This is a genomic window from Bhargavaea sp. CC-171006, assembly GCF_009761675.1.
Lineage (GTDB): Bacteria > Bacillota > Bacilli > Bacillales_A > Planococcaceae > Bhargavaea > Bhargavaea changchunensis.
The window spans coordinates 191,113-213,976 of the sequence record NZ_QUZH01000027.1 but is presented as its reverse complement, the minus strand read 5'-3'; the positions used below and the strand labels follow the sequence as shown (position 1 = coordinate 213,976).

23 protein-coding genes are annotated in these 22,864 nt (G+C 52.9%); 16 read left to right on the top strand and 7 right to left on the bottom strand.

Annotated elements, in window-relative coordinates:
* Window positions 1-3: 3 nt before the first annotated feature.
* Window positions 4-213 (bottom strand): DNA-dependent RNA polymerase subunit epsilon, encoded by a 210-nt coding sequence (locus DZC51_RS13195; protein ID WP_157296646.1) that lies wholly within the window; start codon window positions 211-213, stop codon window positions 4-6.
* Between the two features lie 275 nt (window positions 214-488).
* Between DZC51_RS13195 and DZC51_RS13190 the strand changes: the two genes are divergently transcribed.
* Window positions 489-1,259 (top strand): Cof-type HAD-IIB family hydrolase, encoded by a 771-nt coding sequence (locus DZC51_RS13190; protein WP_157296723.1) that lies wholly within the window; start codon window positions 489-491, stop codon window positions 1,257-1,259.
* Between the two features lie 59 nt (window positions 1,260-1,318).
* Here the strand turns inward: DZC51_RS13190 and def are convergent, their stop codons facing one another.
* The gene (gene def / locus DZC51_RS13185; protein ID WP_157296644.1) at window positions 1,319-1,882 is read right to left on the bottom strand and encodes a peptide deformylase; all 564 of its coding nucleotides are present in this window, start codon (window positions 1,880-1,882) and stop codon (window positions 1,319-1,321) included.
* A 144-nt stretch (window positions 1,883-2,026) separates the two neighbouring features.
* Here def and DZC51_RS13180 point away from each other — a divergent pair, with 144 nt between their 5' ends.
* The 6 genes from DZC51_RS13180 to DZC51_RS13155 all read left to right on the top strand — a co-directional run bounded on the left by DZC51_RS13180 (window position 2,027) and on the right by DZC51_RS13155 (window position 8,830).
* On the top strand, window positions 2,027-2,674 hold the full coding sequence (locus DZC51_RS13180; RefSeq protein WP_157296642.1) for a YkyA family protein: 648 nt from the start codon (window positions 2,027-2,029) through the stop codon (window positions 2,672-2,674).
* Window positions 2,675-2,940: 266 nt separating this feature from the next.
* The gene (pdhA, locus tag DZC51_RS13175; RefSeq protein ID WP_157296640.1) at window positions 2,941-4,056 is read left to right on the top strand and encodes a pyruvate dehydrogenase (acetyl-transferring) E1 component subunit alpha; all 1,116 of its coding nucleotides are present in this window, start codon (window positions 2,941-2,943) and stop codon (window positions 4,054-4,056) included.
* Window positions 4,057-4,059: 3 nt separating this feature from the next.
* The gene (locus DZC51_RS13170; RefSeq protein WP_157296638.1) at window positions 4,060-5,037 is read left to right on the top strand and encodes an alpha-ketoacid dehydrogenase subunit beta; all 978 of its coding nucleotides are present in this window, start codon (window positions 4,060-4,062) and stop codon (window positions 5,035-5,037) included.
* A 33-nt stretch (window positions 5,038-5,070) separates the two neighbouring features.
* Window positions 5,071-6,417: a dihydrolipoamide acetyltransferase family protein gene (locus DZC51_RS13165; protein WP_157296636.1), complete on the top strand. Its 1,347-nt coding sequence runs from the start codon at window positions 5,071-5,073 to the stop codon at window positions 6,415-6,417.
* Between the two features lie 3 nt (window positions 6,418-6,420).
* The gene (gene lpdA, locus DZC51_RS13160) at window positions 6,421-7,830 is read left to right on the top strand and encodes a dihydrolipoyl dehydrogenase (RefSeq protein ID WP_157296634.1); all 1,410 of its coding nucleotides are present in this window, start codon (window positions 6,421-6,423) and stop codon (window positions 7,828-7,830) included.
* A gap of 124 nt (window positions 7,831-7,954) precedes the next feature.
* Window positions 7,955-8,830, top strand: coding sequence for a polysaccharide deacetylase family protein (locus DZC51_RS13155; protein ID WP_157296632.1), 876 nt, complete (start codon window positions 7,955-7,957; stop codon window positions 8,828-8,830).
* Between the two features lie 46 nt (window positions 8,831-8,876).
* Here DZC51_RS13155 and DZC51_RS13150 read toward each other — a convergent pair whose 3' ends face one another.
* Complete coding sequence (locus DZC51_RS13150; protein ID WP_157296630.1) at window positions 8,877-10,349, bottom strand: aminotransferase class I/II-fold pyridoxal phosphate-dependent enzyme; 1,473 nt, start codon at window positions 10,347-10,349, stop codon at window positions 8,877-8,879.
* A gap of 139 nt (window positions 10,350-10,488) precedes the next feature.
* On the opposite strand from DZC51_RS13150, the gene DZC51_RS13145 reads away from it, so the two are divergent.
* Both DZC51_RS13145 and DZC51_RS13140 read left to right on the top strand, forming a co-directional pair.
* Entirely contained in the window at window positions 10,489-11,469 is a 981-nt protein-coding gene (locus DZC51_RS13145; RefSeq protein WP_157296628.1) for an NAD(P)H-dependent flavin oxidoreductase, read from the top strand.
* Entirely contained in the window at window positions 11,466-11,756 is a 291-nt protein-coding gene (locus DZC51_RS13140; protein WP_157296626.1) for a UPF0223 family protein, read from the top strand. The genes DZC51_RS13145 and DZC51_RS13140 overlap by 4 nt, the downstream gene beginning before the upstream one ends.
* A 25-nt stretch (window positions 11,757-11,781) precedes the next feature.
* Here DZC51_RS13140 and DZC51_RS13135 read toward each other — a convergent pair whose 3' ends face one another.
* Window positions 11,782-12,399: a DUF1054 domain-containing protein gene (locus DZC51_RS13135; protein WP_157296625.1), complete on the bottom strand. Its 618-nt coding sequence runs from the start codon at window positions 12,397-12,399 to the stop codon at window positions 11,782-11,784.
* Between the two features lie 171 nt (window positions 12,400-12,570).
* On the opposite strand from DZC51_RS13135, the gene DZC51_RS13130 reads away from it, so the two are divergent.
* Together DZC51_RS13130 and DZC51_RS13125 are read left to right on the top strand one after the other, a co-directional pair.
* Window positions 12,571-12,774, top strand: coding sequence for a hypothetical protein (locus tag DZC51_RS13130; protein ID WP_157296623.1), 204 nt, complete (start codon window positions 12,571-12,573; stop codon window positions 12,772-12,774).
* A gap of 121 nt (window positions 12,775-12,895) precedes the next feature.
* Complete coding sequence (locus DZC51_RS13125; protein WP_157296621.1) at window positions 12,896-13,693, top strand: inositol monophosphatase family protein; 798 nt, start codon at window positions 12,896-12,898, stop codon at window positions 13,691-13,693.
* A 58-nt stretch (window positions 13,694-13,751) separates the two neighbouring features.
* On the opposite strand, the gene DZC51_RS13120 is transcribed toward DZC51_RS13125, so the two are convergent.
* Window positions 13,752-13,937 carry a YlaF family protein gene (locus DZC51_RS13120; protein WP_063179591.1) on the bottom strand — a complete coding sequence of 62 codons (186 nt, stop codon included), beginning with the start codon at window positions 13,935-13,937 and terminating at the stop codon, window positions 13,752-13,754.
* A 116-nt stretch (window positions 13,938-14,053) separates the two neighbouring features.
* On the opposite strand from DZC51_RS13120, the gene typA reads away from it, so the two are divergent.
* A complete protein-coding gene (gene typA / locus DZC51_RS13115; RefSeq protein ID WP_157296618.1) occupies window positions 14,054-15,904 on the top strand; it encodes a translational GTPase TypA in 1,851 nt (616 codons plus the stop codon).
* Window positions 15,905-15,955: 51 nt separating this feature from the next.
* Window positions 15,956-16,264 carry a YlaH-like family protein gene (locus tag DZC51_RS13110; RefSeq protein WP_370513696.1) on the top strand — a complete coding sequence of 103 codons (309 nt, stop codon included), beginning with the start codon at window positions 15,956-15,958 and terminating at the stop codon, window positions 16,262-16,264.
* Window positions 16,265-16,956: 692 nt separating this feature from the next.
* On the opposite strand, the gene DZC51_RS13105 is transcribed toward DZC51_RS13110, so the two are convergent.
* Together DZC51_RS13105 and DZC51_RS13100 are read right to left on the bottom strand one after the other, a co-directional pair.
* Window positions 16,957-17,160 (bottom strand): YlaI family protein, encoded by a 204-nt coding sequence (locus DZC51_RS13105; protein WP_063179587.1) that lies wholly within the window; start codon window positions 17,158-17,160, stop codon window positions 16,957-16,959.
* A gap of 12 nt (window positions 17,161-17,172) precedes the next feature.
* Complete coding sequence (locus DZC51_RS13100; RefSeq protein WP_157296614.1) at window positions 17,173-17,676, bottom strand: peptidyl-prolyl cis-trans isomerase; 504 nt, start codon at window positions 17,674-17,676, stop codon at window positions 17,173-17,175.
* 173 nt (window positions 17,677-17,849) lie between these two features.
* Here DZC51_RS13100 and DZC51_RS13095 point away from each other — a divergent pair, with 173 nt between their 5' ends.
* The 3 genes from DZC51_RS13095 (at window position 17,850) to pyc (ending at window position 22,819) form a co-directional block, all read left to right on the top strand.
* Window positions 17,850-18,131, top strand: a complete 282-nt coding sequence (locus DZC51_RS13095) for an Fpa/YlaN family protein (RefSeq protein ID WP_157296612.1) — start codon at window positions 17,850-17,852, stop codon at window positions 18,129-18,131.
* A 66-nt stretch (window positions 18,132-18,197) separates the two neighbouring features.
* Window positions 18,198-19,361 carry an FtsW/RodA/SpoVE family cell cycle protein gene (locus DZC51_RS13090; RefSeq protein WP_157296610.1) on the top strand — a complete coding sequence of 388 codons (1,164 nt, stop codon included), beginning with the start codon at window positions 18,198-18,200 and terminating at the stop codon, window positions 19,359-19,361.
* Window positions 19,362-19,378: 17 nt separating this feature from the next.
* A complete protein-coding gene (gene pyc, locus DZC51_RS13085; protein WP_157296608.1) occupies window positions 19,379-22,819 on the top strand; it encodes a pyruvate carboxylase in 3,441 nt (1,146 codons plus the stop codon).
* Window positions 22,820-22,864: the final 45 nt, after the last annotated feature.

The following is a 22,864-nucleotide window of genomic DNA, read 5'->3' as shown; positions in this document are numbered from 1 at the left end:
GGGTCACACCTGTTCGACGTGGAAGTCAGGCGATTTTTTTTCGTATTCCAGATGGCCGTCTTCCAAGGCTTGGATGTGTTCAACGTACAGTTCACGCTCTTTCAGTGCAGCGCGTACGGCACGTACCGATTCTGCTTCCACATACATGGATTTTGTGTTTTCGCGGACTGGTACTTCATGCAGGTTTTCTTGGTAGTACACTTTGTAGATCATGGTCTGCTCTCCTTTTTCACGTTCAAATACTTGCCATATCGTTTATAATAGCATGCAGGCCCAGTGAAATAAAGAAAAGCCCCCGTTTTTGCGGGGGCATGAGTTCACTATGCAATGGACTTCTTGCCGAGGATGCCATTGAGCCGCTTCAACCATTTGCGTTTCAGGCGTTTCAGCATGGCTATCACTCCTTGTGACCTATTATAGGTCATTTTGAATGTTCTGTCAAGGGCGGTTTTTAAAGAAATTATATAGGAAGGCGGAGATTGGAAACGATGAAGAATATCCTCTTTTTCGATATCGACGGCACCCTGTACGACCATGACAAAAAATTGCCTGAGTCAGCGAAGAAAGCGGTCATGGCAGCACGTGAAAAGGGGCATCTCGTTGCCATTGCAACAGGACGCGCGCCATTCATGATCGGTCCGGTGCTCGAAGACCTGGACATCGATACATATATCTGCTTTAACGGACAATATGTTGTCCACAAGGGCGAACTGATCCACGGCGGCGTCATCGAACCTGATATCCTGGCCCGAATCAAAGAAAAGGCGGACCGGGACCGCTTCCCGCTCATTTTCATGGATGACAGGGAAATGGTCGCTACCGAGACGGGACATCCGCATGTCGAAGACAGCCTGGGCTCACTTAAAATGCCTTACCCGAGGGCATCGGAGACATTCTATAAGGAGCGGCCGATCCATCAGGCGCTGCTTTTTTGCACCGAGGAACATGAGCGGGCCTATACCGAAGCTTTTCCGGAAATGAAGTTTGTCCGCTGGCACCGAACATCCACTGACATCCTTCCTGCAGGAACTTCCAAAGCCGAAGGGATGCAGCGGATCCTTGACCGGGAAGGTCTCACGATGGACGACGCCGTTGCATTCGGAGACGGCCTCAATGATATCGAGATGCTCAGGGCAGCGGGTATAGGTGTAGCTATGGGGAACGCTCATGAAGAAGCCAAAAAGCGGGCCGATTTCATCACCGGAGACGTAGCGGAAGACGGTATTGCCCGAATCCTCGATCAGCTGAAACTTATCTAATAAAAACAGACAGGACAAGCCTGTCTGCAAAGGACCGGGACCGATAGCGGACCCGGCTATTATTCTTCATCGGCCTTCAGCGGTTCCGCATCATTGTACTCGCGGAACGGTTCGTCCGGATCGATGTGATCGTAGAACATCACACCATTGAGGTGATCAAGCTCGTGCTGGAAAGCGATTGCTTGCAGGCCTTTCAGCCGTTTCTTGATGGGCTCTCCCTCGGGTGTGAAGCCCTTGACTGTGATTTTGGAGTAGCGGGGGACAAAGCCCGGCACGTCCCTGTCCACAGACAGACAGCCTTCTCCTCCGGGAAGATAGGACTTCTTGGCGGAATGACTGACGATTTTCGGGTTGATGATCGTCAGGCTGAGCGGCTCCGCGCCTTCATCGATAATATGCAGGGCGAACATCCGCTTAGGTACATCAATCTGGTTGGCTGCGAGCCCGATGCCTGCGCGCAATCCGTATTTTTCAGCCTTCTCGGGATCCTGACTGTTTTTCAGGAACTCGAGCATATCGCCGGCAATTTTCTTTTCTTCTTGTGTGAGAGGAAATTTCACTTCCTCCGCTTTTTTTCGGAGGGTCGGATGACCTTCGCGGATAATCTGGTCCATCGTAATCATGGCAGCTGACTTCCTTTCGTACGGTATACCTTGTTTCCCATTATATACGGCACAGGCGGGTTGATGAAACAAAATGTCCCGTCTCATTGAAAACATAGCGTCCAGCGAATATAGTAGAAATAGGAAATGGAAGGGGAGACGGAGATGAAAAAAAGATTGGCGGGCACAATGCTTGCTGCAGCGATGCTCCTTTCCGCCTGCTCTTTCGGCGCATCCGCCGAAGAACGGCTTTCAGATGCGATCGGAACGATCCAGGAAAAGGAGCAACCGTTCCTGGAAGCACAGGAGAAAATGGCGTCGCTTGAAAAAGAAGAGTTCGGAAAGTTCAACGCAATGATGGAGCTGACCCAGGAAGATCGTGAGAAACTGTCGGTATTGGCCGATGAAGCGAATGAATCTGCCGAAGAACGCCTTGATCTGCTGGAAAAGGGGAAAGAAGCGCTCGGCAAAGCGGAAAAAGAATTGTCGGGACTTGATGAAATCGGCAAGGATGAAGAAGCTCCGGTAAGTGAAGCAGTCGGGAAACTGAAGAAGTCGATGGCCGACCGGTATGCAGCACATGAGGAATTCTCCGGAATCTATGAAAAGACAGCCGGCCTGCAAAAAGAACTGTATAGCCTGGCAACGGATGAACAAGCTGATTTTCAGGCGATCCAGGAGAAGGTGAAAGCGGTCAACGATGGAAATGCGGAAGTGACCGCTGCGGCGGATGCCTTCAACGAAGCGACCGAAGCTGTCAACGAGCAGAAAAAAGAAGCCTATGCCGCAATCAGCGGCTCTGAAGAAAAATGAATGACCAGTTGCCCGGAAGCATCGACTTCCGGGCGTTTTTTCATTTCCATAAAGGGAATACTGGAAATGTTGACGAATGCGCGCTAAAACAAACCGATCCCATGTGTTAATACAGGTGATGGAAAAATCATCTGTGTACTAATACTAAAAGCGCTTTCAAACCCTTGTATTGACTAGCATTTTGCGGTCTTGTATAATTCAAACCGAGTCAAGTGTACCAATCAAAGAAATAAAAACGATAATACAGCTAAAGGAGAGTTGCCGCAATGGCTGCCAAGAAGGCAAACGCATTCGATCCGGAACAAAACCTCCGTGAAATCGAAGATAAATTCGAAATGCTCCAGATTCTCAATGATGAAGGGGAAATCATCAATAAAGAGATGGACCCGGGACTAAGCGATGAGCAACTGACAGAGCTGATGACCCGTATGGTCTGGACAAGGATCCTTGACCAGCGCTCTATTTCCCTCAACCGACAGGGACGACTCGGTTTCTATGCGCCGACTGCAGGCCAGGAAGCTTCCCAACTGGCATCCCACTTCGCGCTGGAAAGCGAAGACTTCATTCTGCCTGGTTACCGAGACGTACCACAGATCATTTTCCATGGCCTGCCGCTGGAACAGGCATTCCTATGGTCGCGCGGCCATTTCCATGGCAGCGATGTTCCTGACGGTGTCAATATCTTCTTGCCTCAGATTATCATCGGTGCCCAGTACATCCAGGCTGCCGGCGTAGCGCTCGGCAAGCAGAAGCGTGGCGAAAAGTCCGTTGTCATCACCTATACGGGTGATGGTGGTACTTCGCAGGGTGACTTCTACGAGGGGATCAACTTTGCAGGGGCATTCAACTCTCCTGCAATCTTCATCATCCAGAACAACCAGTATGCGATTTCGACACCGCGTTCGCTTCAGACCAAAGCGAAAACACTGGCACAGAAGGGGATTGCCGCAGGAATCCCGAGCGTACTTGTTGACGGGATGGACCCGCTTGCCGTTTATGCGGTCACAAAGCAGGCACGTGAACGCGCGATTAACGGTGGCGGCCCGACACTCATCGAGACGATGTGCTACCGATATGGCCCGCACACGATGGCGGGGGACGATCCGACCCGCTACCGTACATCCGAGACTGACTCGGAATGGGAAAAACGCGATCCGCTTATCCGTTTCCGCAAGTATCTGGAGGGCAAGGGCCTCTGGAACGAGGAAAAGGAAAACGAAGTGATCGACCGAGCCAAGGAAGAAATCAAGGCTGCAATCAAGAAGGCGGATGCCGCTCCAAAACAGAAAGTGAGCGATTTCCTCAACATCATGTACCGCGGAGAAATGCCGCAGAATGTGAAAGAGCAGCTTGACATCTATACAGAGAAGGAGTCGAAGTGACCGATGGCACAAATGACGATGATCCAAGCGATTACGGATGCACTCCGTACTGAGCTTAAAAATGATGAGAATGTCCTCGTCTTCGGGGAGGACGTCGGCGTTAACGGAGGCGTCTTCCGTGCTACGGAAGGACTCCAGAAAGAATTCGGAGAAGACCGCGTTTTCGACACGCCACTGGCCGAATCCGGCATCGGCGGCCTGGCGGTGGGTCTCTCGCTGCAAGGCTTCCGTCCGGTACCGGAAATTCAGTTTTTCGGGTTCGTCTATGAAGTGATGGACTCAATCAGCGGACAGCTTGCACGGATGAGCTTCCGCAGTGCCGGCCATTTCCACGCACCGGTCACCATCCGTTCGCCGTTCGGCGGCGGGGTCGCCACACCGGAAATGCATGCCGACAGCCTTGAGGGGCTCATGGCACAGCAACCGGGCCTTAAAGTGGTCATCCCCTCAGGGCCATACGATGCGAAAGGTTTGCTGATCTCTTCAATCCGCGACGAAGATCCTGTCATCTTCCTTGAACATATGAAGCTGTACCGCTCATTCCGCGAAGAAGTTCCGGAGGAAGAATACACAATCCCACTCGGCAAGGCCGATGTGAAAAAAGAAGGCACAGACTTGTCGATCATCACATACGGTGCCATGGTCCGCGAAAGCCTGAAGGCGGCCGAGGAACTTGAAAAAGAAGGTCATTCAGTTGAAGTCATCGACCTCCGCACGGTCCAGCCGCTCGATGTCGAAACCATCATCTCTTCGGTCGAGAAAACCAACCGGGCGATCGTTGTCCAGGAAGCACAGCGCCAGGCGGGCATCGCCGCGAACGTGGTTGCGGAAATCACGGAGCGCGCAATCCTGAGCCTGGAAGCTCCTGTCCTCCGTGTGACGGCCCCTGATACGATTTATCCTTATGCGCAGGGCGAGAACACCTGGCTGCCGGGGGCAAAGGATATTGTGGAAACCGCTAAAAAAGTTCTTGAATTCTGATAGCCGATTTTAAATAAAGAAAGGGTGAGAGGTGTGGCATTTGAATTTCGTATGCCGGATATCGGTGAAGGCATCCATGAAGGAGAAATCGTAAAGTGGTTCGTCAACAAAGGCGATACCATCCAGGAAGATGACGTTCTTTGCGAAGTGCAGAACGATAAAGCAGTCGTTGAAATTCCTTCTCCCGTGGACGGAACAGTCGAGGACATCCTGGTAGGCGAAGGTGAAGTCGCAGTTGTCGGAGATCTCCTGATCAAAATCGATTCACCTGACCATCAAGGCGAAGAGGAAGCTCAGGACGAGGGCTCGGACAAAACCGATGACCAGGTGCAGGCTTCCCTTGAATCCGGACAGGACCTCGAAAAAGAAGAAGCGCCGAAAACCGAAAAAGAGCAGGGCGTAGCACCGGCTGCTTCCCAAAAATCGGGCAAGCAGAAAGACGGACGTGTAATTGCCATGCCATCGGTGCGAAAATACGCCCGTGACAATGATGTCGATATTCACGAGGTTGGAGGAAGCGGCAAAAACGGCCGTGTTCTCAAAGAAGATGTGGACGCATTCATGAACGGCGGCCAGCAGCCGGCTGAAGGACAGGAATCTGCTGCAGCCCAGGAAACGGCGCCTGCAGGAGAAGAAAAGGCACGTCCGGCTGCGGCAACTCAGCTGCCTGAAGGAGAATTTCCGGAAACCCGGGAGAAGATCTCCCCGATCCGCAAGGCGATCGCCAAAGCGATGGTCAACTCGAAGCACACGGCACCGCACGTCACGCATCTGGATGAAGTCGATGTGACGGCACTTGTGGAACACCGCCGGAAGTTCAAGGAGATTGCTGCGGAAAAGGAAATCAAGCTGACGTATCTGCCATATGTCGTCAAAGCACTCGTGAGCACGCTCCGTGAATATCCGCAGCTGAACGTGTCCTATGACGATTCGACAGAAGAAGTCATCCAGAAACATTACTTCAACGTGGGCATCGCGGCAGACACCGATCGCGGACTGCTTGTGCCGGTCATCAAAAACGCCGACCGGAAATCGGTCTTCGCGATTTCTGATGAAATCAATCAGCTTGCGGCGAAAGCACGCGATGGCAAACTGGCGCCAAACGAGATGAAGGGCGGCTCGATGTCCATCTCGAACCTCGGCTCTGCAAGCGGACAGTGGTTCACACCGGTCATCAACCATCCGGAAGTCGCAATCCTCGGAATCGGGCGCATTGCAGAAAAACCGGTTGTCAAAAATGGTGAAATCGTGGCGGCTCCTATGTTAGCATTATCATTGAGCTATGATCACCGGATGATCGATGGCGTCACGGCCCAGCAGGCGCTGAACCATATCAAGCGGCTGCTGTCGAATCCGGAACTTTTACTAATGGAGGCGTAAAAAATGGTAGTAGGTGATTTTCCAATTGAAACAGATACAATCGTCATCGGTTCCGGCCCGGGAGGATATGTTGCAGCAATCCGCGCAGCACAGACGGGCCAGAAAGTGACGATTGTAGAACGTGAAAATCTTGGCGGCGTATGCCTGAACGTAGGCTGCATCCCGTCCAAAGCGCTCATCAGTGTCGGCCACCGCTTTGTCGAAGCGAAAGGCGCAGACAACATGGGCATCAGCACCTCCGATGTGAAACTTGACTTCTCCAAGGCGCAGGAATTCAAGAATAGCGTCGTCAAGAAATTGACCGGCGGAGTCGAAGGCCTCCTGAAAGGCAACAAAGTTGAAATCGTACAAGGCGAAGCCTACTTTGTCGACACCAACACAGTCCGTGTCATGGATGACAAATCCGCACAGACTTATAAATTCAAGAATGCGATTCTTGCAACAGGATCCCGTCCCGTGGAAATTCCTTCGTTCAAGTTCTCTAAGCGCATCATCGATTCGACAGGCGCACTGAACCTTGAAGAAGTTCCAGGCAAGCTGGTCGTCATCGGCGGCGGCTATATCGGCACGGAGCTTGGCTCGGCATATGCCAACCTCGGCTCCGAAGTGACGATTCTCGAAGGTGCGAAGGATATTCTCGCAGGCTTTGAAAAGCAGATGACGCAGATCGTCAAAAAAGGCCTCAAGAAAAAAGGCGTCGAAATCGTCACTCAGGCGATGGCGAAAGGCGCAGAAGAAACTGAGAACGGCGTCAAGGTCACCTATGAAGCAAAAGGTGAAGAACAGACAATCGAGGCGGATTACGTCCTCGTTACAGTCGGACGCCGCCCGAACACTGACGAGATGGGCCTCGAGGAAGCCGGCGTGAAATTCGGAGAGCGCGGTCTCATCGAAGTCGACCGCCAGGGCCGCACAAGCGTGTCCAACATCTTTGCAATCGGAGATATTGTTCCGGGCCCTCAGCTCGCACACAAAGCTTCCTATGAAGGTAAAATCGCAGCTGAAGCCATTGCCGGCGAAAAATCGGAAGTCGACTACATGGCAATCCCGGCTGTGTGCTTCACGGATCCGGAACTGGCAACAGTCGGCCTGAACGAAGAGCAGGCGAAAGCGGAAGGCTACGAAGTGACGGCGGGCAAATTCCCGTTCGGTGCAAACGGCCGCGCGCTCGCGCTGGACGCTGCAGACGGCTTCGTCAAACTGGTCTCCCGCAAGGAAGACGGACTTCTCCTTGGCGCTCAGATTGTCGGTGCAGGCGCATCCGATATGATCGCGGAACTTGGACTGGCCATCGAAGCGGGTATGACAGTCGAAGATATCGCCATGACCATCCACGCTCACCCGACACTCGGGGAGATTTCGATGGAAGCGGCGGAAGTCGTTCTTGGCAATCCGATCCATATCCTGAAATAATCACGACAGAAAGAGAGCGGACTTTCCGCTCTCTTTTTTCGTTTCCTAAAAACTCCCTTTGTCGGATTGTGCCGTGACCTTCGGCGATGATAGACTGATAGAAGAGAAGGGATGTGGTGCAGAAATGAAGCTTAGATATTGGATGGCGGGTGCCGCACTGGCTGCCGTCCTGCTCGGAGGCTGCGCGGGTCCGGAGGATTCTGCAGACAGCGAAGATGCGCAGGACCGCCAGGATGAACAGACAGAAGAAAAAGCGGACAGCGGCGAAGCTGAGAAGAAGCCTGCGGAAGATACCGATGAGGAAAAAGAAGAAGGCAACGGCGACGGGCAAGTACCGGCCGCTGCGGAACCAGCCAAACCGCTCTATGAGCTGAATGAAGCCACCTGGTCGTTCCAGCCGATCGGTGATGCCGATCCGAAGGCAGCCCTGCTGACGTTCGATGATGCACCGGACAAGCACGCGCTTGAGATGGCGAAGACCCTGAAGGAAATGGACGCGCCGGCCATCTTTTTTGTCAACGGCCACTTCATCGACACCGACGAAGAAAAGGCGGTGCTGAAAGAGATCCACGAGATGGGGTTCCCGATCGGCAACCATACGATGTCACATCCGAACCTTAAGCAGATTCCCGAGGAGGCTCAGCGTGAGGAGATTCTCGGCGTAAATGAAATCGTGGAGCAGGTGACGGGGGAAAAGCCGAAGTTCTTCCGGGCGCCGTTCGGGGTGAATACGGATTTCACCCGGCAACTTGCAGCGGACGAAGGGATGCTCATCATGAACTGGACATATGGCTATGACTGGGAGTCCCAGTATCAGAACAGTGAGGCTCTTGCTGATATCATGGTCAACACGGAATATCTGAACAACGGGGCAAATCTGCTGATGCATGACCGGGAATGGACGGCTGCCGCCCTGCCGAAGATTGTTCAGGGACTGCGTGATAAAGGGTACACGCTGATTGATCCAGCAACAATCAAAATGCCGGAAACGGCCCAATAAAAAGGAGAGCGCCGGAATGATCCGCGCTCTCCATTTTTATTTTGAATCACGAGATGATCGGCATCCTCTCTTTGATGACGAGAAGGTTCTGCAGCGTGTCATCCTCGGGTCCCTGGACAGGGAGGCCGGCTTCCATGTTCATCCGGATATAGTCGATGTTATCCTGTGTGACAATTTCCCCAGGGATGACAATCGGGATTCCCGGCGGATACACCATGATGAACTCAGCGGAGATCCGCCCCTCCGCTTCATCGAGCGGAATGGCTTCGGTCTGCGCATAGAAGGCATCCCTCGGAGTGAGCGCAAGTGCAGGAATCTCCGGAAGGGCCACAAACGGCGGGCGTTCGGAACCATCCGGTGCGAATGTGTCGGCCATCCTCTTTAGCGCGTTGACCAATAGGCTCACTTCTTTTCCGGTATCGCCGATTGTGAGGATGCACAGGATATTGTACAGGTCCGACAGTTCAACCTCGATGTTGGCATTTTCCCGCAGCCATACTTCAGCCTGGCTGCCGGTGATCGACAGGTCCTTGACGCTGATCAGAAGTTTTGTCGGATCAATATCATAGGTGGCCGAACTCCGGATCAGTTCGCGGCCCGGGCACCAGAGGCCCGGGATCTTATTGATCCGCTTCCGTGCATCCTTCGCCAGCCGGATCGTTTCATCCAGAAGATCATTGCCGTGCATGGCGAGCTGTCTGCGGGCGCAGTCGATCGACGCCAGGATCGGGTACGAAGTGGATGTGGTCGTCAGCATCGAAAGGATCGACTGGACCCGCTTGGTTGACACAAGACCTTCCCGCACATTCAGGACGGAGCCTTGCGTCATCGCGCCGCCGAGCTTGTGTACGGAAGTGGCGGCCATGTCGGCACCGGCCTGCATGGCGGATACGGGCAGGCTGTCATTGAAGTGGATATGAACGCCGTGCGCCTCATCGACCAGCACCGGTATGCCATAGCCATGGCTGATGTCAACAATCCTCTCCAGGTCTGCACAGACCCCATAATAGGTCGGATTGATGACGAGCAGGCCCTTTGCATCAGGGTGGGCCGCAAGCGCTGTTTCAGCGGCTTCCGCAGAGATTCCGTGCGAGATGCCGAGTTCCGGGTCGACTTCAGGATGGATGAACACCGGCACGGCTCCGGCAAAGACAATGGCGGACATGACTGATTTATGGACATTTCGCGGAACGATGATTTTATCCCCAGGTTCACAGACGCTGAGAATCATCGTCATGATGGCACCGCTCGTCCCTTGTACGGAAAAGAAGGTGTAATCGGCCCCGAACGCTCTGGCCGCCAGTTCCTGTGCTTTGTGGATGGCCCCCTTCGGCGCATGGAGATCATCAAGCGGAGCGATGTTGATCAGGTCAACCGACAGGATATTGTCTCCTGCAAATTCCCGGAATGCGGGATCCATGCCCCGCCCTCTTTTGTGGCCAGGGATATGGAATTGTATCGGATGACGGTTCCGGTGTTTCAGGAGCGCGTCGAATAATGGTGTTTCGAGCTGTGACAATCTGGAGCCCCCTCGTTCTCATGTTGCAGGATATCAAGGGGATATTATAGCACCGACTGCCATCAAATGTCACCGAAAACAACGGCACTGTTCAACTTCTCTTTCCCATGCGATAAGATGGAAGCAAGGGGGGATTGACATGGAATGGAACACGAGGATCACTGAACTGCTTGGCATCAGGTATCCGATCATTCAAGGGGGGCTGGCTTATCTCGCTTATGCTGATCTGGCGGCAGCCGTCTCTAACGCAGGAGGGCTCGGACAGATTACTGCAATGAGCCTTCCCGGACCTGATGAGCTCCGCCGGGAGATTCGGAGGGTAAAAGAAATGACTGACAAGCCGTTCGGGGTCAACTATGCAATCGGCCAGCACGGACGGCCATACGAACATATGCTGGATGTCGCCATCGAAGAGGGAGTCCCCGCGGTCACAATGACAGGAGGCAACCCTGCGCCACTTCTTGAGCGGCTGGAAGGGACAGGAGTCCGGAAACTGGTGCTTGTTGCAGCGGTTCGCCAGGCTCAGAAGGCGGAAAGCCTCGGGGCGGATGCCGTCATGGTGGTCGGCCAGGAAGGTGGCGGGCATCTTGGCCGGGACGACATCGGAACAATGGTCCTTGTGCCGCGTGTTGTCGACAGCGTCACGATTCCGGTGGTCGCATCCGGAGGAATCGGTGACGGAAGGGGCTGGATGGCAGCGCATGCATTGGGCGCGGAAGGCATCGAGATGGGGACCCGATTTATCGCAACAAAGGAATGCTTCGATGCTTCCGATGCCTATAGAAAAGCTCTTCTGGCTGCATCCGAGACGGGGACAAGCATCATCAAGCGTTCGATCGGTGCCCCGGCACGTGTACTGAAGGGCAGCTGGACTGAGAAAATTCTTGAAATCGAGCAGGAGAATCCGACGTACGAAGCACTGAAATCCTATATCAGCGGTGAGGCGAACCGGCGCTTTATCCATGATGGACAAGAGGATGAAGGGTTCGGTTGGGCAGGGCAGGTTGCCGGCCTCATCGAAGATGTGCCGAATGTGCAGGAACTGTTCGCACGCATGGTGGAAGAAGCCGGACAAATCCGTGCGAGATGGGGCTCCGGGAAAAACGGGAGGAATGAATGATGGCAAGTGAAGGATATTCCTATCCGCTTCGGACGGATTGGACAACTGACGAAATCATTGATGCGGTCAAATTCTTCGAAGCAGTGGAAAAAGCATATGAAAGCGGGATCCGGCGCGGAGAACTGATGAATGCCTATCGCAGATTCAAGGACATCGAGCCGTCGAAGTCCGGGGAAAAGAAACTGTTTGCCGAGTTTGAAGAAGCGAGCGGCTACTCGGCTTATCCGGTCATCAAGAAGCTGAAGGATCTACCGGATGAAGCCATCATAAAAGGAGCGGGGCGATAAGCCCCCGCTCCTTTTTTCTGCTTTCTCAGCTGTATGCCATCTTATAGAGAGGAACGAGCGTATCAAAAGTCTCCTTGGCAAGCCGGTAAAACGCCTCTCCGTCTTCCAAAACCGGATCGCCTGCGGATATGTTCCGGCCAATCAGCAACTCGGCTTTCTTGACGGTGCGGAACCGTTCAAGGACATCAGCAAGATCGATATCAGAAACTTCCACAGCCCCTTTTTTCATATGGTCCTGTGATATGACATACCCATCGGGAATCGTCGATTCGACCGCATCGATCCTGTCCAGGAAGCGCTGGGCAATGTTTGCTTTATCCGGAAGCTCATAGATGAATGCGAGCCAGATGAACGCCCGGTCGTCGAAAAGCCCGACCTGGAAATGTGGATGTTTTTTATATCCCCTTTTGTTACCGGCGATCGCGAGCCACGTATCTTTCGGCGGGTTCACCGTGCGGCGTGCATGCTTTGCGATATGGAGATGCATTTCCTGTCCGAGAATCGCTGAAAGATCATCCGTGAGCTCCTGTCCGAGCTCACGGAATTTTGGCCGGATACGTTCCTCGATGGCTTGCATCCGCTCGGCGAGACCTTCTATTTTAAATGTGTCGAAATCCTCCCGGATAAATCCGTTGAACATCATTTTATTCACTTCCTTCGATTGATTGCTTAGATGATTCCTTTTTCGTCTCCACGTTTATTGTAACAAAAAACGGGGAACAATCTTTGCAACAGGACATCTCAACAAACCGCTCGGACCGATCCTGAAACGATGCTCGAGATGACCAAAAAATCCGTGAAAGGGTGCATAAGCATGAAACAAGTCATCCATGTGATCCGGAAAGCCGAAGTTGAAAAACAGTATATCAGCATGCTCAACCTGGAACTGGACTATGAACTCGCCACACTCTACGATGCCATGTCCCAATCGGATGCCGACCAGAAGAAGAAAAGCAAGCAACGACTAAAGGAGATCCACGCAGAACTGGAGAAGTATGAAGCGTTCAAGGCGAACTGACCGTTTGGCGGACAGGGACCGAGGGGATCCGGATTCATTCAAGCTACATTGAATGATGCGGATCCCCTTTCGGTTTATAATAGAAGAACGGCCTGCGGCGCAGGCGGGAAGGGGGAGCCTGATGGACTGGGGAGCAATTGACCGTTATGCAAAATCATTGATTAAGGAAGCAGGACACCGAATCAGGGTGAGCTTTGCGGGAAAGATACAGATTGAGACAAAGGCGGACGCCAATGATCTCGTAACCGACATTGACCGGGAAATTGAGCAGTTCTTCATATCGAGGATACGCCGAGATTTTCCCGGGCACCGGATACTTGGCGAGGAAGGCTTCGGTGATGACGTCAGATCGGGTGAAGGCGTGGTATGGATCCTTGATCCCATCGACGGGACGATGAACTTTATCCATCAAAGACGCAATTTTGCCATCTCACTTGGAATCTTCGCTGACGGAGTCGGCATGCTCGGATATATCTATGATGTGATGGCGGATGATTTTTATCACGCCTACCGGGGAGAAGGCGCATATCGCAACGACGAACGCCTGCCCGTCCTGGAACCTGTGGAGGTTGATAAGTCTATCATAGGAATCAATGCCAGTTGGGTGGCTCCGAACAGGTATATCGATCATGAAGCGGTTGGCCGGCTTGTTGCGGACTGCCGCGGAACACGGTCCTACGGCTCCGCAGCAATCGAGCTCGCGCACGTTGCTACAGGGCGCCTCGATGCCTATCTTTCCATGAGGCTCGCACCGTGGGACATAGCGGGGGGATCCGTTATCATCCGGGAAGTGGGCGCCATCTCGACTAACCTTCGCGGCGAAGATCCGGACATGATTTCAAATGATACATTCATCGCCGCCCGTCAGGGACTGCACCAGGCCATATTGGACCAATATATCCGGCTTAAACAGACATAATAAAAGCGGAGCCCTGAATCGGGTTCCGCTTTTATATCGAATCGGGAAACCGGTCCACTCAAAGGAGTCCTTTGTCCCGCATGGCTTTTTTCGTTTTGAAACCCATCCCCATAACGACAAACAGCAAAATAATACCGCCGATGATGCCAAGAACACTTTTTACTCCGATGGCAAAACCGATCGCGATCATTGAGAATAGCGCAGCGAGCGCGTACAGAATAAATACCCATTGAACATTTTTCATGAATGATTCCTCCGGAACTGCTATTTTCGCCTCTTGGTAGTTATTAGATGACAAATGCCTTTCCTGTGATATAATAGCACAGTTATGAATCCGGCAACAGAAAAGTGAGTGAAAATATGACAAACCTACGTCAAGATCTACGAAATATCGCCATCATTGCCCACGTTGACCACGGAAAAACGACTCTTGTCGACCAGCTGCTGAAGCAATCAGGCATTTTCCGTTCTAATGAACATGTCGATGAGCGCGCAATGGATTCGAATGATATCGAGCGGGAGCGGGGCATCACGATCCTCGCGAAAAACACCGCTGTCCAATACCACGACATCAAAATCAATATTCTGGATACGCCCGGCCACGCCGATTTCGGGGGCGAGGTCGAGCGGATCCTGAAAATGGTCGACGGCGTACTGCTTGTCGTTGACTCCTATGAGGGCACCATGCCCCAGACCCGTTTTGTACTGAAAAAAGCCCTTGAACAGAATCTGAAGCCGATCGTTGTCGTAAACAAAATTGACAAAGACGCTGCCCGCCCCGAAGAAGTGGTCGATGAAGTGCTTGAACTCTTCATCGAACTGGATGCCAACGACGAACAACTGGAATTCCCGGTCATCTATGCATCCGGCATCAACGGAACCGCAAGCCTTTCGCCCGATCCTGCAGATCAGGGAGAAAATATGCAGGTGCTGTTTGAATCGATTCTGGAAAATATTCCTGCCCCTGCCGACAACCGGGAGGAGCCCCTTCAGTTCCAGGTTTCGCTGCTGGATTACAACGACTATGTCGGACGGATCGGAATCGGCCGTATTTTCCGCGGTACCATGCATGTCGGCCAGCAGGTCGTTCTCATGAAGAACGACGGAACGCTGAAGAACTTCCGGATCACCAAAATGTCCGGATTCATGGGTCTTAAACGGATTGAAATCGAAGAAGCCTATGCAGGGGACCTTGTGGCCATTTCCGGTTTTGAAGACATCGACGTCGGGGAAACAGTATGCCCGGTCGATCATCCTGAGGCACTGCCTGCCCTCCATGTCGATGAACCGACACTTCAGATGACATTCCTTGTCAACAACAGCCCGTTCGCCGGACGCGAAGGCAAGTGGGTCACTGCGCGCAAGATCGAAGAACGTCTGGAACAGCAGCTCCAGACAGACGTCTCGCTCCGTGTCGATCCGACAGATTCTCCGGATGCCTGGGTTGTATCGGGCCGCGGTGAACTGCACCTGTCGATCCTGATCGAGAATATGCGCCGTGAAGGATACGAGCTGCAGGTATCAAAGCCGGAAGTCATCGTCCGTGAAATCGACGGTGTCCGATGCGAACCGGTCGAGCGTGTCCAGATCGATACACCGGAAGAATACACCGGTTCGGTCATTGAATCGCTCGGCGAGCGAAAAGGCGAAATGCTCGATATGGTCAACAACGGGAATGGGCAAGTCCGGCTCGTTTTCAACGTGCCTGCCCGCGGCCTGATCGGCTATACGACCGAGTTCATGACCATGACTCATGGCTACGGCATCCTGAACCATACGTATGACAGCTATCAGCCGATGCAAAAGGGCCGGATCGGCGGACGCCATCAGGGTGTCCTCGTTTCTATGGATAACGGTACAGCTTCACCATATGGTATACTTCAGGTGGAAGACAGGGGTACCATCTTTGTCGAGCCGGGTACGGAAGTGTATGCGGGCATGATCGTAGGCGAGCATAGCCGGGACAATGACCTGACTGTAAACGTCACGAAAGTGAAGCATGCAACAAACGTGCGGTCGGCGACGAAAGACCAGACAACCACTCTGAAAAAGCCCCGGATCATGTCGCTTGAGGAAGCGCTCGAATACCTCAGTGACGATGAATATTGTGAGGTCACGCCGAAGTCCATCCGTCTCCGCAAAAAGCTCCTGGACAAAAACGAACGGGAGCGGGCAGCAAAGAGGAAAAAGCTGGCGGAGCAGGACGCGTAACCGAATCCGAAAGGAATGTCCATTTTGCAAGAGGAGCAAGTATTCGGAAGAATGTCGGCCATCTCCCGCTATGTCTATGAAGCGATGCCATCTTTCACTTCAGCGGGATATGTCCTGTTCTTCATCATTTTCGCCTTATCGGCCCTCGTGTATTATCTTGGATTTGCGAAGAAGCTGAAGTCCTGGCAGAACGTGGTCATCTATCTTTTCCTGTTCCTCGGATGCCTGGTCCTCACATTCCTCGCGTTTTTCCTTCCGATTGTGGAAGGGCTGATTGTCGCGGCACTGATCCTGATCATTTACAGGATCCGCCGGGTCAACGACGACAAAAACGAACAAAAAGATTCCACGCCTGTTTGAGCGTGGAATCTTTTTTTGTTTCCTGTAGAGACAGCAAAAGATGCTCTTATGGAGAAACCTCCGGATTTCAGCTACGGGTCCTCGCTTACCGCGGGCGTTGCCTCAGCCTCCTCGAGCTGCGCTCTGCGGGGTCTTCGGCTAACGCTATTCCCGCAGGTGTCTCGGACCCTGCGCTTCAATCCGCCATGGGGCTTCTTAGGCAAACGTGCCATTTTAAAATGATGCTCTAACTCGAAATAAACTAATCTTCTTTTACTAGTGGAATTCGGTATAAAGATGAAACACTCTCAGTTGAACCGAAGGCTTATGTTGTAATTCACCTGGGCTTGGCAGGAACTCAGACGCCTTTGGTCGAGTTTCGGCTGCGGGGTGTAGCTGGCAGTATTCCGCGTAATCACTAATCGTTCTCTGGTAACCGCTGATGCCAAGAGGGTTTAAACTTAGTTCTGCACACCATATGGCAAACGGCACGGACGCCGGGAGACACCTGCGGGAAAAGCCGGGCTGGCGAGACCCGCAAGACGCAGTCGCGGGGCTTGGCGCCGGCCCGCGGTAAGCGACCACTTTTGCGACCAAAAGCGAAGCGTTGGTCTGCAGAGTCCGTGCCGTTTGCTGTATTTACTTAGAAAAAAGCTGCAGACAAAGAGGATTCACCTGGCTTTGTCTGCAGCTATAAGGTTGTTGGTCACAGCCTAAAATTCTTCTTCCGATGATTCGGATGTGCGGCGGAATATGAATTTTCCGGTGGCGAGCCGCTCCGCGGTTTTTTCGGCGATGCGATCATGGCACTCCCTGCACATATACGTATGGATTGGCCTGTTCCGGATCCGCTTGGCCTCCGGGGAGTCTTCCGGAATCTCTTCTTCTCGTTCGCACATTACACAGCGCACATGCATGACTCCACCTCCTCAGACGAATATGATGGAGCGGATTCCCTTGATCGGGTCCTCCATATTCGAACCGTCGGGAAGGAGGAGGAAAGCGGGGCCTTCTTCTCCCAGCGGCTTGCCTTCACGGCTGAATTGGAAAAGCAGACCGTATGCTTCTTCAATCGGGAAGCGGTGCTCGCCTCCATCCTTGTCGGCAAAGACGATCGCTTCCGCGTCTTCATCCGCCTCCGCGTTCTTCAGGAAAGGTTCCAGGGCGATGCCGAACGTACCGGTGAGAAGTTCCTGCTTCTTAAACTTCCTTGCCGGTTTCTCCAGCTCTTCCTGTGTTTTCGCACCCTCCATCAGCTCGCGTGACCAGTGTTTGGACGTCGACTTGATATAGTCGCTCATACCATCTTCCGTTTCTTTTTCTTGAGTAAAATAAGTATTCAGGTCAAGTTTCCGGTCATCGAAGATCCAGGTGGTCGGATCCAGCGAAATGCGGTACTTGCATTTTCCCTGTATTGGAATGATCAGCATCATCTATCTCCTCCAGTTTGTCGCATGTTCAGTTTACAGCAAAGCCGGCTCCGGCAAAAGGGGGAACCTCTGGCGGCAAGCAACGTCCATATGAAGGGTGCTTGCAATTTCCGCTCCTAAAAGATAAACTCTAATAGATATACTGTAGCAGAAATCCTGCTGATGGGGGCGGCTTCATGGATACAAATGTTCAACCGGCGTATCATGAAAAGGCATTGGAACTTCTTCAGGCGGATGCGGAAAAAATCGCCCAGCTGATCAAAGTTCAGATGGACCATTTGACGATGCCGCAGTGCCCTCTGTATGAAGAAGTGCTCGATACACAGATGTTCGGGCTTTCCCGCGAAATCGAGTTCGCAGCAAAATTGGGCCTGATTGACCGTGAACAGGGAAAACAGATTCTGGCTTCCCTTGAGCGCGAGCTGTCGATTTTGCATGATGCATATACGAAGAAATAACGCAAAAAACTCAAACTCGTTTGCCGGTTTGAGTTTTTTGTTTAGAAGAAAGATTGAGGGAATTCTATGAAAGCATACTTAAAGCGATATATCCGAAATTTTGATTTTCCGCTTTTTTTCGTCTATCTGGCACTTTGCCTGTTCGGGCTCGTGATGATCTATAGTGCGAGCATGGTCTGGGCGGTGAACCGCTACGGATATGACGCGGACCATTTTTATAAACGTCAGCTGATCAACCTCGCTATCGCTTTGCCTGCGTTGGCAGTCGGTGCATTTATCCCGTTCAAGCATTATAAGCGGAAAGGATTCATGGCGCTAATGCTGTTCGTCACGTTTGGCCTGCTCATCACCGTCCACTTTATCGGCTTTGGTGATGAAGCGGGGGCCAGGAGCTGGATCAACCTGGGCCCGATCAATCTCCAGCCTTCCGAGGTGGCGAAGATTGCCTTCATCTTATACTTTTCCGGTTTCTTCGCGAAGAAACTGCAGCAGAACGCCATCAATGACCTGAACAACTCGGTGTTCCCGCCTGTTATTCTTCTCGCGTTTGCCGTGCTGTCAATCATGATGGAAACCGATATCGGGGCAACGATGATCCTTCTGGTCACCTCCGTCTCGGTAATGGCTGCGAGCGGCATGAAGCCCAAGACATTTTTTAAGTTCTCTGGACTTGCAGTCGCGGCGGCATTCCTCTTTGTCCTTGTAGCCGTCGTGAGCGGCAAACAGCTTCTGACTGAAGGACGGCTCTCCAGGCTGACCACTTTCATGGATCCATTTGAAGATCCGCTCGGTTCGGGGTTCCAGATCATCAACGGATACCTGGCCATCGGCGCAGGGGGGCTGAAAGGTCTCGGTCTCGGCCAGTCGGTCCAGAAGATGGGGTATCTGCCCGAGCCGCAGACCGACTTCATCATGGCGATCATCTCCGAAGAACTTGGAATCCTCGGTGTGCTGATTGTCGTTGGCGGCCTGGGCTTCATCGTCATGCGGGCCATCACGATTGCACTCAAGACAAAAAACCCCCAGGCTCGCATGATTGCGGCGGGTATCGGGAGCCTCATCGGCTTCCAGACATTCGTCAATCTTGGCGGGATGACAGGACTGATGCCTCTTACCGGTGTACCTCTTCCGTTTATAAGCTATGGCGGAACGTCATTAATCCTGTTATCATTTTGCATAGGGATACTGCTCAATGTATCCATGTTCGTCAAGAACGAAACAAAATCATGATGAAGGAGATGGGGGAAATGGGGAAAATCCAGAAGATCCTGGTGGCGAACCGGGGAGAGATTGCAATCCGGATTTTCCGTGCTTGCACAGAACTGAAGATCCGCACAGTCGCCATCTATTCGGCGGAGGACAGCGGATCTTTCCACCGCTACAAAGCGGATGAGGCATATTTGGTCGGTAAGGGGAAGAAGCCGATCGATGCTTATCTTGACATTGAAGGCATCATCGCCATCGCGAAAGATTGCGGTGCGGACGCCATCCACCCGGGATACGGCTTCCTTTCGGAAAACGTTGAATTTGCACGGCGATGCGAAGAAGAAGGCATCATTTTCATAGGGCCACGCTCTACTCACCTGGATATGTTCGGCGACAAGGTCAAGGCACGCGAACAGGCGGTCAAGGCTGATTTGCCAGTTATTCCGGGAAGCGGCGGCCCTGTTTCTTCGCTTGAAGATGTGCAAACATTCGGCGAACAGAATGGCTATCCGATCATCATCAAGGCAGCACTCGGAGGCGGAGGCCGCGGGATGCGGGTTGTCCGGGCTGCAGATGAAACGGCTGAAGCTTTCGATCGGGCCAGATCAGAAGCCAAGGCCGCTTTCGGATCGGCTGAAGTCTATGTTGAGAAATTCCTCGATAAGCCGAAACATATCGAAGTCCAGATTCTGGCTGATACATACGGCAACGTCGTCCATCTGTACGAGCGCGACTGCTCAGTTCAGCGTCGCCATCAGAAAGTCGTGGAAATAGCGCCGTCAATTACGATTTCGGACGAGCTCAGGGCTGAAATTTGTGAAGCGGCTGTCCGACTCATGAAAAATGCGGGATACATCAATGCCGGAACGGTTGAATTTCTCGTGGACGGAGACAACTTCTACTTCATCGAAGTCAATCCGAGGATCCAGGTGGAGCATACCATCACGGAAATGGTTACAGGGATCGATATCGTGCACTCTCAAATCTACATTGCGGAAGGCAGGAGCCTGTCCGATCCGGAGACAGGCATTCCGGCACAGAAAAGCATACCGCTGTTCGGCTATGCGATCCAATCCAGGGTGACGACGGAAGATCCGCTGAACAACTTCATGCCGGATACCGGCAAGCTTATGGTGTACCGCTCAGGCGGCGGCTTCGGCGTCCGTCTGGATGCGGGCAATGGCTTCCAGGGGGCAGTCATCACGCCGCACTACGATTCACTTCTTGTCAAAGTGTCCACATGGGGGATGACTTTCAAGGAAGCGGCAGCCAAGATGGAGCGGAACCTCCAGGAATTCCGGATCCGCGGCATCAAAACGAATATTCCGTTTCTTGAAAACGTCGTCAAACATCCGGATTTCCTAAGCGGCAAGTATAATACAGCGTTCATTGATGAGACTCCTGACCTGTTCATCTTCCCGGCCAGGAAAGACCGCGGGACAAAACTTCTTACTTATATCGGCAATGTCACGGTCAACGGCTTCCCGGGCATCGGCAAGGAGCAAAAGCCGGTGTTCCACCCGGCGCGCAAACCATCCGTCGATCTGTCCGTCCCTCCAAAACCGGGGACAAAGCAGATCCTCGATGAGCGGGGGGCCGAAGGGCTTGCCCAGTGGATCAGGGAACAGGACGATGTCCTCCTGACCGACACCACATTCCGGGATGCCCACCAGTCCCTGCTCGCCACCCGGGTCCGCACGCATGACCTGCTTGATATCGCAGATGAAACCGCCCGCCTCATGCAGGATGCATTTTCACTTGAGATGTGGGGCGGCGCAACATTCGACGTCAGCTACAGGTTCCTGGGTGAAAGCCCTTGGGACAGGCTGATCAAGCTCCGTGAGAAAATACCGAATGTATTGTTCCAGATGCTGTTCCGGGGTTCCAATGCGGTCGGCTATAAGAACTACCCCGACAATGTAATCCGTGAGTTTGTCAGGAAATCCGCCGATGCCGGCATTGACGTATTCCGCATCTTTGACAGCCTCAACTGGATCAAGCAGATGGAAGTCGCCATCGATGAAACCCGGCTGTCCGGCAAGGTTGCGGAAGCGGCCATCTGTTATGCCGGGGACATTCTGGACGACAGCCGCGCAAAATATACGGTTTCCTATTATAAAGAGATGGCAAAGGCACTGGAAGATGCAGGTGCACACATTCTCGCCATCAAGGATATGGCCGGACTTCTGAAGCCTGAAGCGGCTTACCGTCTGGTCTCCGAATTGAAGGATACGGTATCGCTCCCGATCCATCTGCATACGCATGACACGAGCGGAAACGGAATCTTCATGTATTCCCGTGCAATTGATGCGGGAGTGGACATCGTCGACACGGCACTGGGTTCGATGGCCGGCCTGACTTCCCAGCCGAGCGCTTCGTCGCTTTCCTATGCACTTGCAGGTAGGGAGCGCAATGTCCGGGCGGATATCGGTTCACTTGAAGAGCTTTCCCATTACTGGGAAGACGTCCGGAAAATGTACGGCAGATTCGAGAGCGGCATGAAGAGCCCGCACTCGGAGATCTACGCCCACGAGATGCCGGGCGGCCAGTACAGTAACCTGCAGCAGCAGGCGAAAGGTGTGGGCCTCGGCGAGCGCTGGGAGGAAGTGAAGGAAATGTACGGCCGCGTCAACATGCTGTTCGGTGACGTCGTCAAAGTCACGCCGTCTTCAAAAGTGGTCGGTGATATGGCACTCTTCATGGTCCAGAACAACCTGGATGAAAAGTCAGTAATTGAACGGGGTCGTTCCATCGATTTCCCGGATTCGGTCATCGAATTTTTCCGCGGAGAAATCGGCCAGCCGTACGGCGGTTTCCCCGAAGAGCTTCAGGAAGTCATCCTCAAGGGAAGGGAGCCTCTCACTGTACGTCCGGGCGAACTTCTGGAGTCATTCGATTTCAAAGGCACCCGTGACCAGCTGTTTGAAAAGCTGAACCGTCCGGTTTCCGCCCATGATATTCTGGCCTATGCGCTTTATCCAAAAGTATTTGATGATTTTGCGGCCCAGGCTGAGAAATTTGGAGATGTCTCCGTCCTCGATACGCCAACGTTCTTCTACGGACTGAAACTCGGCGAGGAAGTGGAAGTGGAGATCGAGAAAGGGAAGACCCTCATCATCAAGCTCGTCTCGATAGGAGAAGTCCAGCCGGACGGAACGCGGAACCTTTACTTTGAACTCAATGGCCAGCCGCGTGAGGTCTGCATTGATGACGCTTCTGCCGAAACGGATCACGTCCAGCGTAAAAAGGCGGAAAAGGGCAACAGCAATCATATCGGCGCCACGATGCCGGGAACTGTGCTGAAAGTCGCCATTGACCGGGGCAGCCGGGTGAAGCGCGGGGAACACCTTCTCATCACCGAAGCCATGAAGATGGAAACGACCGTTCAGGCACCATTTGACGGCACGGTCAAAGAAATTCATGTTTCGGCGGGAGACTCCATCTCCACCGGGGATCTTCTGATTGAAATGGATGAAGACTGATTAAAATTGCAGCGAATGCCGTTATCGGCATTCGCTGCAGTTTTT